The sequence below is a fragment of the Streptomyces sp. GbtcB6 genome, assembly GCF_019091475.1.
Classification (GTDB): Bacteria; Actinomycetota; Actinomycetes; order Streptomycetales; family Streptomycetaceae; genus Streptomyces; species Streptomyces hyaluromycini.
Window position 1 is genome coordinate 41,418 of the sequence record NZ_JAGXJL010000012.1, and the last position, 16,229, is coordinate 57,646.

At 71.5% G+C, this 16,229-nt stretch carries 15 protein-coding genes and 1 pseudogene; 6 read left to right on the forward strand and 10 right to left on the reverse strand.

The annotated features are described in order from the left end of the window. The first annotated feature begins 42 nt into the window (after positions 1-42). The 5 genes and pseudogenes from KVT45_RS21305 (at position 43) to KVT45_RS21325 (ending at position 7,606) form a co-directional block, all read left to right on the forward strand. The gene (locus KVT45_RS21305; RefSeq protein ID WP_217549760.1) at positions 43-2,427 is read left to right on the forward strand and encodes a phosphoketolase; all 2,385 of its coding nucleotides are present in this window, start codon (positions 43-45) and stop codon (positions 2,425-2,427) included. 31 nt (positions 2,428-2,458) lie between these two features. Then, positions 2,459-3,471 (forward strand): annotated as a pseudogene (gene gap / locus KVT45_RS21310) (type I glyceraldehyde-3-phosphate dehydrogenase). 179 nt (positions 3,472-3,650) lie between these two features. Beyond that, entirely contained in the window at positions 3,651-6,347 is a 2,697-nt protein-coding gene (locus KVT45_RS21315; RefSeq protein ID WP_217549762.1) for a bifunctional GNAT family N-acetyltransferase/acetate--CoA ligase family protein, read from the forward strand. A 20-nt stretch (positions 6,348-6,367) separates the two neighbouring features. Continuing rightward, a complete protein-coding gene (locus tag KVT45_RS21320; protein ID WP_217549764.1) occupies positions 6,368-7,096 on the forward strand; it encodes a CBS domain-containing protein in 729 nt (242 codons plus the stop codon). 15 nt (positions 7,097-7,111) lie between these two features. Continuing rightward, positions 7,112-7,606 (forward strand): flavodoxin domain-containing protein, encoded by a 495-nt coding sequence (locus KVT45_RS21325; RefSeq protein WP_217549766.1) that lies wholly within the window; start codon positions 7,112-7,114, stop codon positions 7,604-7,606. A 104-nt stretch (positions 7,607-7,710) separates the two neighbouring features. On the opposite strand, the gene KVT45_RS21330 is transcribed toward KVT45_RS21325, so the two are convergent. From KVT45_RS21330 to KVT45_RS21360, 7 genes are all read right to left on the reverse strand, one after another. Next, positions 7,711-8,631, reverse strand: coding sequence for a DUF1918 domain-containing protein (locus tag KVT45_RS21330; protein ID WP_217549768.1), 921 nt, complete (start codon positions 8,629-8,631; stop codon positions 7,711-7,713). Between the two features lie 148 nt (positions 8,632-8,779). Then, positions 8,780-9,067: a DUF1876 domain-containing protein gene (locus KVT45_RS21335; RefSeq protein ID WP_217549770.1), complete on the reverse strand. Its 288-nt coding sequence runs from the start codon at positions 9,065-9,067 to the stop codon at positions 8,780-8,782. 324 nt (positions 9,068-9,391) lie between these two features. Then, positions 9,392-9,850, reverse strand: a complete 459-nt coding sequence (locus KVT45_RS21340) for a cyclic nucleotide-binding/CBS domain-containing protein (protein ID WP_217549772.1) — start codon at positions 9,848-9,850, stop codon at positions 9,392-9,394. 68 nt (positions 9,851-9,918) lie between these two features. After that, positions 9,919-10,908 (reverse strand): nitroreductase, encoded by a 990-nt coding sequence (locus KVT45_RS21345; protein ID WP_217549774.1) that lies wholly within the window; start codon positions 10,906-10,908, stop codon positions 9,919-9,921. Between the two features lie 30 nt (positions 10,909-10,938). Continuing rightward, positions 10,939-11,820: a universal stress protein gene (locus tag KVT45_RS21350; RefSeq protein ID WP_217549776.1), complete on the reverse strand. Its 882-nt coding sequence runs from the start codon at positions 11,818-11,820 to the stop codon at positions 10,939-10,941. Next, a complete protein-coding gene (locus tag KVT45_RS21355) occupies positions 11,817-12,116 on the reverse strand; it encodes a DUF1918 domain-containing protein (RefSeq protein ID WP_217549778.1) in 300 nt (99 codons plus the stop codon). Before KVT45_RS21355 ends, KVT45_RS21350 begins: the two co-directional genes overlap by 4 nt. A 250-nt stretch (positions 12,117-12,366) precedes the next feature. Further along, a complete protein-coding gene (locus tag KVT45_RS21360) occupies positions 12,367-12,564 on the reverse strand; it encodes a hypothetical protein (protein ID WP_217550208.1) in 198 nt (65 codons plus the stop codon). A gap of 146 nt (positions 12,565-12,710) precedes the next feature. On the opposite strand from KVT45_RS21360, the gene KVT45_RS21365 reads away from it, so the two are divergent. Beyond that, positions 12,711-13,616 (forward strand): universal stress protein, encoded by a 906-nt coding sequence (locus KVT45_RS21365; RefSeq protein ID WP_217549780.1) that lies wholly within the window; start codon positions 12,711-12,713, stop codon positions 13,614-13,616. An 89-nt stretch (positions 13,617-13,705) separates the two neighbouring features. Here the strand turns inward: KVT45_RS21365 and KVT45_RS21370 are convergent, their stop codons facing one another. From KVT45_RS21370 to KVT45_RS21380, 3 genes are all read right to left on the reverse strand, one after another. Continuing rightward, positions 13,706-14,356, reverse strand: a complete 651-nt coding sequence (locus KVT45_RS21370; RefSeq protein ID WP_217550147.1) for a CBS domain-containing protein — start codon at positions 14,354-14,356, stop codon at positions 13,706-13,708. Positions 14,357-14,943: 587 nt separating this feature from the next. Beyond that, complete coding sequence (locus tag KVT45_RS21375; RefSeq protein WP_217549781.1) at positions 14,944-15,525, reverse strand: hypothetical protein; 582 nt, start codon at positions 15,523-15,525, stop codon at positions 14,944-14,946. Between the two features lie 148 nt (positions 15,526-15,673). After that, positions 15,674-16,042, reverse strand: coding sequence for an STAS domain-containing protein (locus KVT45_RS21380; RefSeq protein WP_217549783.1), 369 nt, complete (start codon positions 16,040-16,042; stop codon positions 15,674-15,676). Positions 16,043-16,229 lie beyond the last annotated feature (187 nt).

Consider the following 16,229-nt stretch of genomic DNA (forward strand, 5'->3'; position numbering starts at 1 on the left):
TGGCCTGCCCACCGCCCGACGACCGACTCACGGAGCCATCTCATGTCCAAGGTCGAACACCAGGACGCCACCGTGCTCTCCGATGCGGAACTGCGCACCCTGGACGCGCACTGGCGTGCCGCCAACTACCTCGCGGCGGGTCAGATCTACCTGATGTCCAACCCGCTGCTGACCGAGCCGCTGCGTCCTGAGCACATCAAGCCCCGGCTGCTGGGCCACTGGGGTACCTCGCCGGGTCTGAACCTGGTGTACACCCACCTGAACCGGGTGATCAGGGCGCGTGGCCTGGACGCGTTGTGCGTGTGGGGGCCGGGTCACGGGGGTCCGTCCGTGCTGGCCAACTCCTGGCTGGAGGGCAGCTACAGCGAGACCTATCCCGACGTGTCGCGAGATGGGGAGGGGATGGGCCGGCTTTTCAAGCAGTTCTCCTTCCCCGGTGGTGTGCCGAGTCATGTGGCCCCGGAGACCCCGGGCTCGATCCATGAGGGCGGCGAGCTGGGCTACTCCCTCGCGCACGCCTACGGCGCGGCCTTCGACAACCCGGATCTGCTGGTGGCCTGTGTGATCGGGGACGGTGAGGCGGAGACCGGGCCGCTGGCCGCGTCCTGGCACTCCAACAAGTTCCTGGACCCGATGCACGATGGCGCGGTCCTGCCGATTCTCCACCTCAACGGCTACAAGATCGCCAACCCGACCGTGCTCTCCCGTCTGCCCGAGGCTGAACTCGACTCGCTGCTGCGCGGATATGGCCACGATCCGATCCATGTCACGGGCGACGATCCGCGCGAGGTCCACCGGGCCATGGCGGCGGCGATGGACGACGCTCTGGACCGGATCGCCGTCATGCAGCGCTCGGCGCGCGAGGAGGGTGTCACCGAGCGCGTGCACTGGCCGATGATCGTGCTGCGCACGCCCAAGGGGTGGACCGGTCCGGCCGAGGTGGACGGCGTGCCCGTCGAGGGCACCTGGCGGGCCCACCAGGTGCCACTCGCTGGGGTCCGGGAAAACCCCGAGCACCTGAGGCAGCTTGAGGGGTGGCTGCGGTCCTACCGGCCCGAGGAGCTCTTCGGCCCGGACGGGAGGCCGGTCGCCGACGTGCTCGCCTGCGTCCCCGACGGTGACCTGCGGCTGGGCGCGAGCCCGCACGCCAATGGTGGCCTGCTCGTCCGCGACCTGCCCCTGGCCGATCTCGACGAGTTCGCCGTCCCCGTCGACAAACCGGGCACCACCCTGCACGAACCCACCCGGGTCCTGGGCGACTTCCTGGCCCGGATCATGAAGGACACGCGGCTGCGCCGGGACTTCCGGCTGGTCGGACCCGACGAGACCGCCTCCAACCGGCTCCAGGCCGTCTTCGAGGTGAGCGGCAAGGCCTGGCAGGCGGAGCGGCTCCCGGTCGACGAGCACCTCGAACACCACGGCCGGGTGATGGAGATCCTCTCCGAACACCTCTGCCAGGGCTGGCTGGAGGGCTATCTCCTGACCGGCCGGCACGGGCTGTTCTCCTGCTACGAGGCGTTCGTGCACATCGTCGACTCCATGGTCAACCAGCACATCAAGTGGCTGAAGACGTCCAGGGAGCTGGCCTGGCGGGCGCCCATCCCGTCGCTCAACTACCTGCTGACCTCGCATGTGTGGCGGCAGGACCACAACGGCTTCTCGCACCAGGATCCCGGCTTCGTCGACCATGTGCTGAACAAGAGCCCGGAGGTCGTCCGGGTGTATCTGCCGCCGGATGCCAACACCCTGCTGTCGGTGGCCGATCACGTCCTGCGCAGCCGTGACTACGTGAATGTGATCGTGGCGGGCAAGCAGCCCTGCTTCGACTGGCTCTCCATGGACCAGGCCCGCGTGCACTGTGCGCGCGGCGCCGGGATCTGGGAGTGGGCGGGCACCGAGAACGGCTCCCACGAACCCGACGTCGTGCTCGCCTGCGCCGGTGACGTGCCCACCCAGGAGATCCTGGCCGCCGCCCAGCTGCTGCGCCGGCACCTGCCGCAGCTGGCCGTGCGGGTGGTCAACGTCGTCGACATGACGAGGCTGCTCCCGAAGGAGGAACACCCGCACGGGATGAGCGACGCCGAGTACGACGGTCTGTTCACCACCGACAAGCCGGTGATCTTCGCCTACCACGGCTACCCCTGGCTGGTTCACCGCCTGGCCTACCGCCGCACCGGCCACCAGAACCTGCACGTGCGGGGCTACAAGGAGTCGGGGACCACGACCACCCCGTTCGACATGGTCGTCCGCAACGACCTGGACCGCTACCGCCTGGTCATGGATGTCATCGACCGCGTCCCGGGCCTCGCCGTCCGCGGCGCCGCCGTACGTCAGCAGATGGCCGACGCGCGTACCCGCCACCAGGCCTGGATCCGCGCCCACGGCACCGACCTGCCCGAGGTCGCCGACTGGACCTGGAACGGCTGAACACCCCAACCCCAGAAAGGAGTTCGTCATCATGACCGTACGCGTCGGCATCAACGGCTTCGGCCGGATCGGCCGTACCTACCTGCGCGCGGCACTCGACCGCGCCGAAGCGGGCACCCAGGACGTCGAGGTCGTCGCGATCAACGACATCACCTCGCCCGCGACGCTCGCCCATCTCCTGGAGTACGACTCGACGTTCGGGCACATCGGGCGGGACGTCGTCCACGACGACAGCTCGATAACCGTCGACGGGCGCCGTATCGCCGTCACCGCCGAACGCGACCCGGGCGCCCTGAACTGGCTGGACTACGGCGCCGGGATCGTCATCGAGTCCACCGGCCGCTTCCGCGAGCGGGACTCCGCCGCCCTGCACCTGAAGGCCGGCGCCCACACGGTCCTGCTGTCCGCGCCCGGCAAGGGCGTCGACGCCACCATCGTCATGGGCGTCAACGACCAGAACTACGACCGGCACCAGCATCGGATCATCTCCGCCGCCTCCTGCACCACCAACTGCGTCGCCCCGATGGTGAAGGTCCTCGACGAGGCCTTCGGTATCGAACGCGGCGTGATGACCACCATCCACGGCTACACCAACGACCAGTCCCTGCTCGACAGCCCGCACAAGGACCTGCGCCGAGCCCGCTCCGCCGCCCTCAGCATCATCCCGACCAGCACCGGCGCCGCCCGCGCGGTGGGCCTGGTGGTGCCGGAACTGGCCGGGGCGCTGGACGGCATCGCGGTCCGTGTACCGGTGGAGGACGGTTCGCTCACCGACCTCGCGGTGGTGCTCGGACGTGAAGCGAGCCCGGACGACATCAACGCCGCGTTCGAGGCGGCGGCCGAGGGCGGCTCAACGGCATCCTGCGGGTGTCGAAGGCCCCGATCGTCTCCCGTGACGTCATCGGCGACCCCTCCTCCTGCGTCTTCGACCCGGCCCTGACCCAGGCCAACGGCACCCTGGCCAAGGTCTTCGGCTGGTACGACAACGAGTGGGGCTACACCAACCGGCTCCTGGACCTCACGGCCCTGGTCGCCGACGACTGACCACGGTCTGGAAGGGGCCGGTGCCGCCGATCACCGGCCCCTTCCGCATGCCCGGGACCCGGGACGACCGGCGGAGAACGTTGGGCCGACCGGCCCCCGGTACGCCCCGGACAGCCCATGGGACCGGGCCCCGCCGCGCTGGATGCTCGAAGTGTCAACCGGTATGGAGGAGACCCGCGATGACCGACGACCTGCTCGAACGATCCCCCGCCCACGCGCTGCTCGCGGACGGCACCACCGTGTGCATCCGGCCCGCGACCCCCGGCGACCACGACCGGCTGAAGGGGTTCTACGACGAGATGTCCTCGGAGAACCTCCGCCTGAGGTTCTTCTCGGTGAGCCGGCGCTCGGCCGGCATGGCCGCCGACCGGGCGTGTGCCCCGCCCCGCCCCGGTTACCGGGCGCTGCTGGCCGAGACACGGGGCCGGGTGCTCGGCCTCGCCGAGTACGACACCGGCGGGGAGAAGGACGCCGCGGAGATCTCCATCGCCGTCGCCGACGGACTGCACCACCGGGGCGTCGGCACCCTCCTCATCGAGCACCTGGTCTCCGCGGCCCGCGCCGACGGCATCACCACCTTCACAGCAGACGCGCTGAGCGAGAACCGCGAGGTGCTGCGGCTCTTCGCCGACCTCGGCCTGCGTACGTCCCGCCGCTTCGAGGGCCCCGAGACGCGCTGCACCATCCACCTCGACGAGGACGACGCCTACCTCTCGGCCGTCGAATCCCGGGGCCGCGCCGCCGACGTGGCGAGCCTGCGGCCGCTGCTGTGCCCGGAGGCGGTCGCCGTGGTCGGCGCCGGACGCAAACCGGGCTCGGTCGGCCGGGCGATCCTCCACCACATCCACACCGGCGGCTACACCCGCCGTCTCTTCGCCGTGAACCCCAGCGTGACCTCGGTCCTCGGTGTGCCGTGCTACCCGTCCGTCAGCGCCCTGCCCAGGACCCCTGACCTGGTGGTCGTGGCGGTGCCCGCGGCGGCGGTCCCGGCGACCGCCGAGGAATGCGGCAAGGCCGGCGTCCGCGCCCTCCTGGTCGTCACCTCGGGCCTCGACCCGGACCAGGCGCAGGCACTTCGCACCGCATGCCGCACCTACGGGATGCGCATGGTCGGCCCCAACTGCCTCGGCATCTCCCACACGGAGCCCGGTCTTCGGCTCGACGCCACCTTCGCCGACGGCCACCCCAGCCCCGGCAGCGCCGGCGTCGCCGTCCAGTCCGGAGGCATCGGCATCGCCCTGCTCGACGGCCTGTCCCGGCTCGGCATCGGCGTGTCCTCCTTCGTCTCGCTCGGCGACAAGTACGACGTCAGCGGCAACGACATGCTCCAGTGGTGGGAGAGCGACGGCCGTACCGACCTCGCCCTGCTGCACCTGGAGTCCTTCGGCAACCCGCGCGCGTTCTCCCGTACCGCCCGCCGGGTCGCCCGCCGGATGCCGGTGCTGACCGTGGACGCCGGCCGGTCCGCGGCCGGTCGCCGGGCCGCCGCCTCGCACACCGCGGCCGCGGCCACCCCCACCATGACCCGCCGGGCCCTGTTCACCCAGGCCGGCATCACCGCCACCAGCTCGGTCGGCGAACTCCTCGAAGCGGCCGCCCTGCTGCACTCCCAGACGCTGCCGGCAGGCAACCGCGTCGCCATCGTCACCAACGCCGGCGGCGCCGGAGTACTGGCCGCCGACGCCTGCGCCGAGGCGGGGCTCGCCCTGCCGCCGTTCACTCCGACGATGATCGACGAACTGCTCGCCGTGCTGCCCGACGGAGCGGCCATCGGCAACCCGGTCGACGCCACCGCCGCCGTGACCGAGGAACAGCTGACGGACTGCGTCGATGCGCTCATGGAGTATCCAGGCGTCGATGCCGTCCTGGTGGCCCTGGTCCCGACGGCCCTCGCCACCGCGACCGGCGACGACCTGGTGAAGGCCCTCACCGGGGCGCCCGGTCGCAGGTCCAAGCCGGTCCTCGCGGTACGCCTGGAGCAGGACCTGCCCGTGAAGCTGCTGCCCGCCGCCGACGAGGGCGGCACCATCCCGGCCTACGCCGAACCGCAGGCAGCGGCACGTGCCTTGGCTCACGCGGCTGACCGTGCGGCCTGGCTGGCCCGGCCGGCCGGTACCGTACCGGCACTCGACGACGTCGACACCGAGCGGGCTCACGACATCGCCGACGCCCACCTGGCCGCACACCCGGACGGCGGCTGGCTCGACCCGCGTACCTGCGCCGACCTGCTCGCCTGCTACGGCATCCCGCAGATCCCCTGGGCCTGGGCCGAGACCGAGGACGACGCCGTCCGCGCCGCCGAACGACTGCAGGGCGCCGACGGCCGGGTGGTCATGAAGGCCCACTGGCCGGGCCTCGTCCACAAGAGCGAGGAGCGGGCGGTCCACCTCGACCTGCGCGGCGAGCCGCAGGTCCGCGCCGCCTTCCGGGACCTGGAGACGCGCTTCGGCAACCTGATGACCGGCGTGGTCGTCCAGTCGCTGGCCCGGCGCGGCACCGAGCTCTTCGCCGGTGTCGTCCAGGACGAGGTGTTCGGCCCACTGGTGCTGTTCGGACTCGGCGGTACGGCCACCGAGATACTCGCCGACCACGCCGCCAGGCTCGCGCCGCTCACCGACCACGACGTGCACGACCTGATCACGTCCCCGCGCTGCGCGCCCCTGCTCTTCGGCACCCGCGGCAACGGACCCGTCGACCTCGAAGCCCTGGAGCAACTGCTCCTGCGACTGTCCCGCCTGGCGGCGGACCTGCCGCAGCTTGCCGAGGCCGACTTCAACCCCGTCCTGGCCACTCCGGGCGGCGTCACCGTGCTCGACGCACGGGTACGACTGCTGCCGCGCCGGCCCCAGGACCCCTATCTGCGCCGGCTCCGCTGAGGGCTGAGGGAGAGACCGAGATGAGGCACAACAAGGTGGGCTCCGTGATGACCACCGACGTCGTCCACGCCGCCTACAGCACGCCCTTCAAGGAGGTCGCGCGACTCCTCGCCGACCACCGGATCAGCGGCCTGCCGGTGATCGATGACGACGACAAGGTCATCGGGGTCGTCTCCGAGACCGACCTGATGGTGCGCCAGGCCGCCGCTCCCGGCCCCTATGGCGAAAAGCACCGCACACCGCTCAGCCAACTGACGCGCGGCGCCAGGAAGCAGGCGGCCAAGGCACAGGCCCGTACGGCCGGAGAGCTGATGTCGGACCCGCCGGTCACCGTGCACGCCGAGGACACCATCGTCGAGGCGGCCCGGACCATGGCCGGACGCCACGTGGAGCGGCTCCCGGTCCTCGACGAGGAGGATCGGTTGGTCGGCATCGTCACGCGCCGCGACCTGCTCCAGGTGTTCCTGCGCCCCGACGACGAGATCCGCGACGAGGTGATCGAGGAAGTCCTCGTACGGGCCCTGTGGATGCCGCCTCACAGCGTCGAGGTGGCTGTGGCGGAGGGGGTCGTCACGCTCACCGGCCACATGGAACGCAAGGCCGAGACCGAGATCGCCGTCTCCATGACCCGCCGGACAGACGGCGTGGTCGACGTGGTCGACAAACTGACCTACCGCCAGGACGACGCCCGCATCCGCGAGGAGCAGGCGCTGCACGGCGCAGCCGACGACTGGCTGCGCGGACTCTGAGAGGAGGGCCATCCAATGACCGGCACCGTGTTGGTCACCTACGGCACCAAGAACGGATCGACGGCGCACATCGCCGAGTCGATCGCCGACGCCCTGCGCGAGAAGGGGCTGACCGTCGAGACGATGCGGGCTGCGTCCGTGCCCTTCGTGGACCGGTACGACGCGGTCGTGGTCGGCGGCGGACTGTACGCCGGCCGCTGGCACAAGGACGCCCGGACATTCGTCCGCCGGCACCGCGCCGACCTCGCCCGGCTGCCCGTGTGGTTCTTCAGCAGCGGCCCGCTCGACACCTCCGCATCCGAGCGGGACATCCCGCCCGTGCGCGGGGTGCGCCGCGCGATGCAGGACCTGCACGCACGGGGCCACGCCACCTTCGGTGGCTGCCTGGCCGACGACGCGGACGGCTGGCTGGCCCGGAGGATCGTGCGCTCCGGGAACGGCGGGGACTTCCGGGACTTCGAGGCCGTGGAGGCGTGGGCGTCCGGGATCGCCGGGGAGTTGAAAGGCTGACCATCACGAGCGGGCCTCACCAGGTCATCCTGGCGCGGCCCGCTCCGGCAGTGCGAGTGTGGGCGGCGCAATGACGCCGACGACGTGAACTCCGCGGTCCTCGGCTACTGATCCGCCGGTTCGATGCGGCGGCCAGTGAGACTTCTGGGCCGGATCGACACCCACATCGCGCGCTCGCCGCCCGCCCATGGTGTGGCGTGGGCGTACTGAACGAGCCTGCGTACCGCCCCGGGTTCCGTCACGATGCTCGCCCGCCCGACGGCGAGTACGCTCCAGCCCACGCTCAGCGCCTCGTCCACGCGGTCGACCTCGAAGGCGACCTCCTCGTCCACCACCGACGCGGTGACGGACTCCGGCGCGGTCCGGAAGACGATGGCGCCGTCGATGACGTCGTAGTTGACCGGGACGACTGCCGGGTGACCGTCCGGCGTCGAGACCGTGACGCGTCCGACCCCGTGTGTGGAGAGCAGGGCCCTGCATTCCTCTGGGGCGAGGTCGCGCAGCCGTGGGTGGAGCAGGGCGTGTCCCTGGCCGGGCGGGAGGTCGACGCCGGCGTCGTACAGCGCGCTGACGCTGGTGCCCAGTGCGTCTGCCAGCCTGACCACTGTCCCCAGGGCCGGGGCCGTGGGGCACTGCTCCAGACGGGCGAGGTATTCGGGGGCCATACGGGCCCGAGCGGCCGTCACTTCCCGGCTGAGGCCCCGCCGTCGCCGTTCCGCGGCTACCCACCCGCCGAAGTCTCCGGGACTGGCGGCCCCGCCCGATGGCGGAGGCGCGGACCGGTTCTCCCCCTCGCCCGTTGTCCCCGGTGATTCGTGTGGGGAACCGGGCGGTCCGGGCCGGAGATGCTGGATGTGCGCGTCGGGTCCGGGAAAGACCAGCGTGATCTCGCCCGAATCCGACCAGCGCACGTCGTAGGGGGGTGTGCCGTCCTCGTGGTGGAGGCCGATGATCTCCCCGTCGCGCCTGGTGGCGCCCGTGGCCGGGCTTTCGATGACGAGTTGGTCGCCGAGGTGAGCTCGCATGGTCGCCGCCCTCTCCTCAGAGTGGTGCTGTATCCACCCTGCCACGCGGGACACCGCACAGCGCGGGGCGGGCACCGCCGCCGCGTCGCGGCACACCTGCGTGCCGTCGGTGATGTCGGCGGTGGCGTTCGGATTGCTTCAGATCAGATCAGAGGGGTCGGCCAGTCGTCTGAGGGCTGCCCTGCCGGTCCGTCCCTACGCCCTGGATGTCCCGCTGGGCGATGCTCAGAAGCTGCTGGGCCAGGTCGTTCATGGCCCGGCCTGCCGCCAGCTCGTCGCCGATCTCCGGCACGTTGCTGTCCTCCGGATGGCAGTGCGCGGATCCGTGGGCGGTGAGTGACGTGGTGCCGGTCTTGAGCACCACGTGAGCCTTGGTCGTTCCGTCGTCTTCCTCGAAGAGGTGGAGATCCACCTTCCACTGTGCCGTGTGCATCACTTTTCTCCTCACCCCGGGTTGTCGCTCAGGGGCTGTTACGTCTTCACCATCGAACGGCGCGGGACTCCGTTCACAGGGCCGAAGGTCCCTGCCGGAGGTGCGAACGGCCCCAGGCCGCGTGCGTCCTCCGCCAGGCCGGCGGTGCTTCTGAGAGCAGCGACGGGCAGGGCCCCGCTCACTGGAAGGCCGCGTGGATCTCCCGTTCGGTGGACGGAGAGGGCGGACGGTTCCGGCCCGCCGACCGGTGACGGTCCGGTTCCCGGGAGTTCGGCGTCGTTCGGCGGGCCGTCCTCGTGCAGCGCGGTCGTTCCCGACCGGCCCGGTTCAGGCTTCATTCGGACCGCCGCAGGCGGAGGGTGGTCCGGGCGGTTCCTGGAGCACGCTCCATGCGACGGTTCCGAGCAGATCGGCCAGCCGTCCGAAGACGTCCAGGAACAGGTCGTCGGTCGTCAGCACCCCGACCACCCGGCCCCGGTCGCGGACCGGCAGCCGACGCACGCCGGTACGGCGGAAGGTGAGGTACGCCGCCTGGAGATCGTCGTCGGCGTCGACGGTGACGACCTCGGTCGACATCACCGCATCCACCGGTGTGTCGGGCGGCAGGCCGCCGCCGAGGCCACGCAGTGCGAGGTCGCGGTCGGTCACGATGCCGCGCAGCTCCTCGTCCTTCATGACGAGGACGGAGCCCACGGCCCGCTCGGCCATCCACCGGCTCACCTCCTTCAGGGAGACGCCGGGGTCGACGTGCACGGGAGGCGTGGTCATCGCCTCGGACACCTTCATGGGGATGCTCCTTGTCGTGGGTCGTGGGTCGTGGTGCGGGGGCTCCGGCCGGGACGCGGTTGCCGGTCTCACACGATGTCCAGCACGTCGTCCACCGGCCGGCGTGGGCTCGGGTGGCCTCCGGGGCCGTAGCCGAGCCGGAGCACCATCTGCACATGGCCCATGGCGGAGAGAGGGTCGCGGGCCGCCCACCTGAGGTCCGGCCATTCGAGCGGCTGGGAGGTCACGGAGGCGACCAGCCCGTCCACGGTGGCCCGCAGCAGGACCCGCTCCAAGGCCTGCCCGGCACGCAGCCAGTCCGCGGGGCCGTCGTGGGCGGTTCCGAGCAGCACGATGTTCGGGTTCTTCTCGAACGACGCCCGGGGACGGCCCGGCATCGGGCGTCCGGCGGCGAAGTCGCGCACGGGGGCGTTGCCACCGTGAGGTGCCGGGCCGAACGCCTCGGCGGGGATGCCCTCGGACGGTCCATCGGCACCCGGCGGTTCGGTGTGCGTCCACCGCACGGTCTCGCCGCGTATCCCGGTGTCCAGCGCCTCCCAGTCCTCGGCCTCCCGCACCAGCTCCAGGATCGACCCCACGTGCCAGGCACCGGGAAACTCCAGCTGCGCACCTTCGGCGCGGGCCGCCTCGCACAGGTGCTCGCGTACCGCCGCCGGGATCTCCTCGTCACGGAACGGGTGACGGCTTGAGTGGCGGCAGCCGACCGCCGGGTGCAGTAGTGCCAGCGTGGTGTCCGGCGGCCCGCTGCCGCACAGATGCACCTCGGCGAGCAGATCCGGACAGTCCGGATCCGGGAGCAGCCGGACGACCGGCGCCAGCGCCGCCGCGGCGGCGGCCACCCGCAGGTTGAGCAGTGCGGCTCCGCAGCTCATGTGCAGACCCCGGTGCTCCGGGTCGGTGTGCGGCAGGGCGTGCTCCGGGTCGGCGTACAGGCGCAGGACACCGATGTCGCGGAGGTAACGGAACCTCCACGGCTGGGCGTTGTGCTGAGAGGGCGCGGCGGTGGCGTCCGCCACGAACGTCGTCACGGTGTGCACGTCGACGGGTACTGCGGTCATGGTGACTTCCCTTCGCTTCCGCCGTGGGGCTCACGCGGGCCCGGACGGCACGGCGATGACGGGGCATCGCGCGTGGTGCAGCACCCCCTGGCTGACGGACCCGAGCAGCATGCCGGTGAATCCGCCGCGGCCCCGGGTGCCCACCACCAGGCCCAGCGCGTGGGCCGAGGCGTCGGTGAGTACCTCTACGGGGTGTCCGGCGACCAGTTCGTGGCGCAGGTCCACCTGCGGGTAGCGGGCGCCGCGACCGGCCACGATCTCGGAGAGCAGCCGCCGGGCCTCCTGCTGCGGTTCGTACTCGTCGAAGATCCTCAGCGGGCCCGGCTCCCAGACGCAGACGACCCGCAGGCCGGCACCGCGCAGCGCGGCTTCCTCGAACGCCAGGTCCACCGCGGCCGCGGAGTGCGGGCTGCCGTCGACACCGACGACGTAGTACGCCGGGTCCTGGGTGATGTGCTCCGGTTCGGGCACGACGACCACGGGACAGCGGGCGTGTGCCATGAGGGGCACGGCGACCGAGGCAGAGCCGAACACCTCCTGGGTCCGGCTCAGGTGCTGTGAGCCCAGCACGACGGCCGTGGCGTCACGGCTCTGCTCGCGCAGTACCCACACCGGATCGCCCTCCGCAAGCCGCGGGTCCACCTGGAGCCCTGGGTGTTGCGCCGCGACGAACTCCGCGACCTCGTCCAGCGTCCGTCGGCCCGCTTTGTGCAGCGCCTCGTTCCACTCCTCCCAGGAAGGCGGGATCTGCCCCCTTCCGTAGCCGCGTGTCGGCACGCCCTCGGCCAGCACCGGGCGCAGCGGCAGCCGACGCCGGGCGGCCTCGTCGGCTGCCCAGGTCAGAGCCATCCGGTGGGTGGGATCGGGGTCGACACCCACCACGATCGGCCGAGGATCACCGGGCCGGGTCATGACGACCACCGGTTTCCGGGGCGTCGGGCGCGAGGTCCGCGGACGTCAGACGCCTGGTGCCCGATGCAGGATTCCGGCCCGGAGAAGTGGACGGTCACCCGTCCGCTGCCGGTCCGTCGCACGTCGTAGGGCGGGTTGCCGTCCGGCTGGTGGAGTCCGGTGACCCCGCCGTCCCGTGCGACCATTCCAGCCGTGGTGCCGCGTACGACGATCGTGTCGCCGACGTGGGCGTGCTTCGAAGCGCCCGCGTTCGTCGCGGCCCGATCGGTCTGTGTCGCTGGTGTGGGAGCGGACATCGCCCTCATCTCCTCCCTGCGGCGGTGCCGGGGGAGTGTCACCGCCGTTTCCATTGCAGGCCGTGGTGCGGCCGACGTACCAGGGGCCATTGGTCCCTGTGCCGGGCCCGGTGATCCCTGATGGACGGACGCCGTGCGGCGCTCGGTCACCAGCCGGGATTCAACGCCTGAGGAATGTCTTCACGAACCGCTCGCGGGCATCGCGCCGGCGGTTCGGCGGTTTGGTCGTGATCACCCCCGTGCCGACGCGTCACCCCTGGTGGGGGCCCGCGTCCCGGGTCAGGTCGCACTCCACACCCACCACTCCCTCGGCCAGGGTGGCGCCCGCCCGGACGGCGATCGCGGGTGAGGACATCAGGTCTCCCGCGGTCACCGCGCCGGCGCTCACCATGCCGGGGAGCGGCAGCAGTGCGAAGTCCTTCTGCTTCCAGCATGAGTCTGTGGTCAAGGGCGTGACAGGGGGCCCCTCGGCCCGCGGCCCGGCCGTTCGGCTCTGCGGGTGGGCCGGTCGGTCCAGTGGAGGGACGTACGGCCCCTACCGGCCCAGGAACGCGTCGTCACGCTGGAAACGAACGCCCCCCGGAGGTGGAGATCATGTTGCGAAACGTCACCGTCGGTCTCGACGGGTCGCCCGAGAGCCGCGCCGCCGCCGAGTGGGCGGCTCGCGACGCGCAACTGCGTGGCCTGCCGCTGAAGATCGTGCATGTCGGGGAGCCCACCCCCGTGCCCGTGGCGCAGGCTCCACTGGTGGGTCCCGAGACCCACCAGCACTGGACCGAGCAGATGCCGCGCGAGTCCGCGGAAGGCATTCGTCTCCGGCACCCCGGTCTTGAGGTGTTCACCGAACAGCTGACAGGCACCGTCGCCGACGTCCTGTGCGAGGCGGCGGGCCTCGCCGACCTGCTCGTGCTGGGCTCGCGGGGCTTCGGCGGCATCGGCGGGTTCATGGTCGGCTCGGTGAGTCTGGCCGTCGTGGCCCGCGCGGAACGGCCCGTGGTGCTGGTACGTGAGGGTGAGCAGGCCGCGGACGAGCACAGGATGGACCCGGCGGGCGTGCCGTCTGCGGCCACGCCGTTCCGGCCCGTCGTGCTCGGCCTCGACGTCGATCACCCGGACGACACCCTGCTGGAGTTCGCCTTCGACGCCGCGGCCCGCAGGGAAACACCGCTGCGGGTGGTGCACGCCTGGCCCGAGCCGACCACATCCCTCTACCGCTTCCCAGGCGATGCGGAACTCCAGAACGACCTCGAACGCAAGCACAGTGCCGCTCTGGCCGACGCGCTGCGTCCCTGGCGGCAGAAGTTCCCGAGCGCCGACGTCATCGAGTCGAGCCGCTGCGGCAGCGCCGCGCAGGTTCTCGTCGACGCCGCCCGTGATGCTTCTCTGGTGGTCGTCGGCCGACGCATCCGCACCGGTTCCCTCGGCGCGCACATCGGTCATGTCACCCATGCCGCCCTGCATCACATCGGTGCGCCCGTCGCCGTCGTGGCCCACGGTTGATCCGGCAGCCCGGGCCCGCGAGCCGGGGATGGCGTCATCACCGAGGCGCGTGGGTCAGTCGGCGCGGGTGTTCCCCGCCGCGGTCACTGTCACCCGTCCATCGCGGTGAGGCGGCAGTCCACGCCCACCACGCCCTCGACGCCTCGCACCAGACGCACCGCGAGCGGAATGCGGGTGCCGTCGGTGACCTTTCCGGTCAGGGTCGCAATGCCCTCGACGACCATGATGTGCACCGGCTCGACCGGGGCCGGGAAGAGGGGGTCGACGACCTCGCGGCGGATCTCGTCGGCGAGGTCGTTGTCGGAGCGGAGAAACACCTTGAGCAGATCGCCCCGGCTGACCACCCCTTCCAGCACGCCTACGGCGTTGACGACGGGCAGCCGTTTCACATGCCGCAGCGCCATGATCCGCGCGGCTTCCGGCAGCGTGGCGTCGGCGTGGACGGTGACGGCCGGAGCGCTCATGAGTTCCGCCGCGCACACTGCGCCGGCCTTCGCCAGGTCGTCGAGGCGCTGCCGCTGGACGAACCGGTCCGGATCGCTGTCCCGGAACTCCTCCTTCGGGAGCAGATCGGCCTCGGAGACGACACCGACCACCCGTCCGTCACCCTCCAGCACAGGCAGGGCACTGATCCGCCCCCCGTCCATGCGTTCGACGATGTCCTTGAACAGGGCCTCGCGGCCCACCGCGACGACGGCACGCGTCATCACGTCGCCTACCTGGTGCGGGCTGCTCGTCATGGTGTTCTCCTCACAGCTCCGGGGTGTCAGGACCTCGAAGGAGACCTCACGGGTCCTGCTACCAGCGTGAACGTGTCCCGCCTCGTGGTCCTCCCAGGCCGCGCGATCACTCTCGGGCACGCCGAAGGGCCGGTCGGCAGCGCGCGCGGGCAGCGCCCAGGCGTGCACGGCGCGCAGGCGCACACTTCGGAGGCGGGCGCTCTGGAAGGCGAAGCCGGGGGATGCGTCGGAGGGGGTGCGGGCGTCGACACCGAGGGTGACTCCCGACCGGTGACGGGAGGTGGCGAGACGGTCGGGGACGAGTACGACAGGGCAGTGGGCGGCGCCGACGAGCATGGCCCATGGGGAGCCGGACTCCGACGGGGCGTCTTCCTCCCGGCTCACACCGCAGACGATCACCGACGGCGTGCCGGGCACCCGCAACGGGTCGTGCGGCACACGCAGCACCACACCTCGCAGTTGGGCCTCGTCGGCTGCCCAGTCGGTCGCGGCCCGGGTGGGTGCCGATGTGCCGGTGCGGGCAAGGATCACGGGGTCCATCGCCGTTCGCCTTCCGGGTGGGTGTGGGTTCGAGGGGGTGCCCGATCTCAGCCGGTCTTGTGACCCCAGCGAGGTCCGACGGTGTTCCACTCGCGATCCCACAGGTCGAGCCGCCGCTGCTCCAGCCGCCACCGGGCGACCGCTCCGGCCCCGAAGACCAGTCCGGCCAGCGCACAGCCGGCCGCCGTTCCCAGAACCCCCGCCTCGACGGCGGCCGCCCCGGCGCTCGGCGGCTCGGTGGTCAGACGGCCCTGCTGGTCCAGCCAGACCACAATCTTGGAACCGGCCTTGCTGCCGGTGTCCACGAGAGTCCGACCCGTGCGCGTGGAGCCGTCGGGTGCGGTCCAGCTCACCGTGCCCGGTGCGCGCTCGCTCCCCGTGCCGAATCCGGAGACACTCTTCGGGATGTCGACGAGAAGCACGGCCCGCACGGACTCCCGTTCCGCCCGCTGCCGCGCGAAGACATGGTCCGCGGCCCTGGCGGTCACCAGTCCGGCGACGATGCCTCCCGCCAGGACGAGGGTCCATACGGCCAGGACAATCCAGGCCTCGACGATGTCGTCGCGGCGTCGCAACGGGTTGCTCCGCCACCGCCACAGCAGCTTCTTCACACGCCTGGTCCTGCGCATCGGTCCGCACCTCCTCCTGGTCGTGGTGACACTCCCGAAGGTGTCAGCGGGCCGAGCGCCGGGGCATGGGCCGATCAGGAACCACAGTGGGGCTGCTCGGGAGCCAACTCAGCCAATCGCATGGGCCGTTCGGCCCTCATGGGGAGAGTCAGGCGACCGCGGCGGATGCGGGATCCGGTAAGTCCTTGCCGGTGAGCGCCTCGGGGAGGCCGGGATACAGCTCGAAGGCGCCGCTCAGGCCCGTGCGGCGAAGCAGGCGCAGGAACCCGCTGTCCGGCGCGACCAGGCGCAGTCTGCCGATGCGTGACCGGACCCGGTTGCGGACCCGGCACAGGAGGCTGAGCCCCGAGCAGTCGATGAAGGAGACGGGACTCAGGTCGAGCACCAGATCGGGCTCCGCACCGGATGTCAGGGCGTCGAGGGCGGCGGCGAGGACCGGAACCGCCAGCAGATCGAGTTCGCCCTGGAGGGTGACGACGGTCGTGCCGTGGTCGGTGCGGGTCGTGTGGTACGTCACGGACCTGGTGTGGTTGTCGGCCGTGGAGACAGACAAGTGCAGTCGGCGGGTTGTAAGGAAGGGCCGGTCGGTCCCCTTGTGCTCATGGCGGCAGGGTCCGAACGGCCGGTATCCCGGCGTTCCGAAGGGGCGGCCCGTCCGTCAGGTCATGAGGGCCGGACGGCCCAAGCGGACCCGTTCGAGACAG

Coding starts and splice junctions, on each gene's coding strand:
- KVT45_RS21305 (WP_217549760.1), top strand. CDS start 43: ATGTCCAAGGTCGAACACCAGGACGCCACCGTGCTCTCCGATGCGGAA.
- KVT45_RS21315 (WP_217549762.1), top strand. CDS start 3,651: ATGACCGACGACCTGCTCGAACGATCCCCCGCCCACGCGCTGCTCGCG.
- KVT45_RS21320 (WP_217549764.1), top strand. CDS start 6,368: ATGAGGCACAACAAGGTGGGCTCCGTGATGACCACCGACGTCGTCCAC.
- KVT45_RS21325 (WP_217549766.1), top strand. CDS start 7,112: ATGACCGGCACCGTGTTGGTCACCTACGGCACCAAGAACGGATCGACG.
- KVT45_RS21330 (WP_217549768.1), bottom strand. CDS start 8,631: ATGCGAGCTCACCTCGGCGACCAACTCGTCATCGAAAGCCCGGCCACG.
- KVT45_RS21340 (WP_217549772.1), bottom strand. CDS start 9,850: ATGAAGGTGTCCGAGGCGATGACCACGCCTCCCGTGCACGTCGACCCC.
- KVT45_RS21345 (WP_217549774.1), bottom strand. CDS start 10,908: ATGACCGCAGTACCCGTCGACGTGCACACCGTGACGACGTTCGTGGCG.
- KVT45_RS21350 (WP_217549776.1), bottom strand. CDS start 11,820: ATGACCCGGCCCGGTGATCCTCGGCCGATCGTGGTGGGTGTCGACCCC.
- KVT45_RS21355 (WP_217549778.1), bottom strand. CDS start 12,116: ATGTCCGCTCCCACACCAGCGACACAGACCGATCGGGCCGCGACGAAC.
- KVT45_RS21365 (WP_217549780.1), top strand. CDS start 12,711: ATGTTGCGAAACGTCACCGTCGGTCTCGACGGGTCGCCCGAGAGCCGC.
- KVT45_RS21370 (WP_217550147.1), bottom strand. CDS start 14,356: ATGACGAGCAGCCCGCACCAGGTAGGCGACGTGATGACGCGTGCCGTC.
- KVT45_RS21375 (WP_217549781.1), bottom strand. CDS start 15,525: ATGCGCAGGACCAGGCGTGTGAAGAAGCTGCTGTGGCGGTGGCGGAGC.